The sequence below is a fragment of the Testudinibacter sp. 'clade 2' genome (assembly GCF_006227735.1).
Taxonomy (GTDB): Bacteria; Pseudomonadota; Gammaproteobacteria; order Enterobacterales; family Pasteurellaceae; genus Chelonobacter.
The window spans coordinates 1-1413 of sequence record NZ_VDHB01000247.1 but is presented as its reverse complement, the minus strand read 5'-3'; the positions used below and the strand labels follow the sequence as shown (position 1 = coordinate 1413).

General features: G+C 33.8%; 4 protein-coding genes. All 4 read left to right on the top strand.

From position 1 onward, the window contains the following. Positions 1-212: hypothetical protein (locus FHQ30_RS13350; RefSeq protein WP_500692281.1), on the top strand; the 212-nt coding region annotated here is incomplete at its 5' end. A gap of 104 nt (positions 213-316) precedes the next feature. Further along, positions 317-610, top strand: coding sequence for a DNA/RNA non-specific endonuclease (locus FHQ30_RS13025; RefSeq protein WP_139615078.1), 294 nt, complete (start codon positions 317-319; stop codon positions 608-610). Then, entirely contained in the window at positions 611-1054 is a 444-nt protein-coding gene (locus FHQ30_RS13020; RefSeq protein WP_139610391.1) for an immunity protein YezG family protein, read from the top strand. A 61-nt stretch (positions 1055-1115) separates the two neighbouring features. After that, entirely contained in the window at positions 1116-1394 is a 279-nt protein-coding gene (locus FHQ30_RS13015; protein WP_139610392.1) for an immunity protein Tsi6 family protein, read from the top strand. Positions 1395-1413: the final 19 nt, after the last annotated feature.

Below are 1413 nucleotides of genomic sequence, written 5' to 3'. Positions count from 1 at the left end.
TATTTGAGTTGTTAAGTACATATGATAGTTTGACGGTAGAAGATTATGTAGGTTTCGGTTCTAAAAAACTAGGGATTGATGTTTATAGCCCCAACTTCACCGATGACAATAATGCTTCAATTGAAGGTATTAGCTTCGCTATAAAAGGTTACTTTGATTCTATATATGATGATATTCCTCTCAATATAGATCAGTTGCAAGCTAAAGTGTAAACGATTTTACAGAAGGGGTACGCCAATCTGCCCAGGGCGACGTAGCCGCTGTAAAAAGTATATTGACTACTGGCGGTACAGCGCAGGATTGGGTAGCTGCCGTAATGCTATTGACACCGGGCGGTAAAAAAAGTAAAGGCAACCACGGCAACCACAACCATATTGTAGAACCGCACGGCAAAGCCAAAGGCGATGCAGATGGAGGTAGCAAACCAAAGACAGTGATGATGGTGGTACATCACCAGAAAACGGTTGGAAAAAATGATGGAAGATTAGATAATGATCATGGAAGGCATTTAATTGGAGACCAATTTGGAGGCACTGTAGGTCGAGACAAAGATAATTTAATCCCAATGGATAAAGATGTTAATAATTGTTATAAAGAAGAATATCGATAAATGGAAAGAACAAATAAATTAATCAATTCAATTCTTAAAATTGCAGTAAAAAATATTGGTTCTAATGTTGAATGGGATTCAATGACACTGAATGCGTTTGTTATAAACAAAATGGTTGAAATTACTGCGTTTTACACCACAGAAGAACAGCATAATTATTTTAATCCTAAAAATCAAGGGCAGGTTACTCGTGATGAGGATTTAACATTTTTATTTAAAGATTTAAGGGAAGAAATGTATTCTATGTCTTCTGACAAAGGTGCATGGTTTACTGCATATTTTACCGTTCAAAATAATGGACAATTTCAAACTCATTTTGAATATGAGGAAAAGCCAGAATTTACTTATGAGCCAAGTAAAGAAAAATATATCGACGATTTAAATAAATTTCCACGAGAAAAATCATTAATTCCGCAATGGCTAAAAAATATTGTAAATTCTTAAAACTATAACCGCTCCCGGGCAGTTTTTATTTTAGCGAAGCAGAATTTGGTTATAAAAAATAATGACAAAAGATAAAGCAATAGATATTGTTGTATATACATTGGAAAAATCGTTCGAAATTTTACAAAATAATTCAACCTGGCAGCCGATAGTTTCAGTAAGAAATCAGTTGAAATATATTCTTGAGGCACTCAGAAATGAGAATGACAGATTTAAGTTAAATGAAATAAATATTGGTCTATATGCAGTCAGAGAATTTGAAAATGATTATAATGATTTTGCAGATAGGCTACACGAAGTGTCAGGAATCTGTAGACTAATGATAAAAGGCAAACTGTAATGAAATAATTGGGGTAAGA

Coding starts and splice junctions, on each gene's coding strand:
- FHQ30_RS13025 (WP_139615078.1), top strand. CDS start 317: ATGCTATTGACACCGGGCGGTAAAAAAAGTAAAGGCAACCACGGCAAC.
- FHQ30_RS13020 (WP_139610391.1), top strand. CDS start 611: ATGGAAAGAACAAATAAATTAATCAATTCAATTCTTAAAATTGCAGTA.
- FHQ30_RS13015 (WP_139610392.1), top strand. CDS start 1,116: ATGACAAAAGATAAAGCAATAGATATTGTTGTATATACATTGGAAAAA.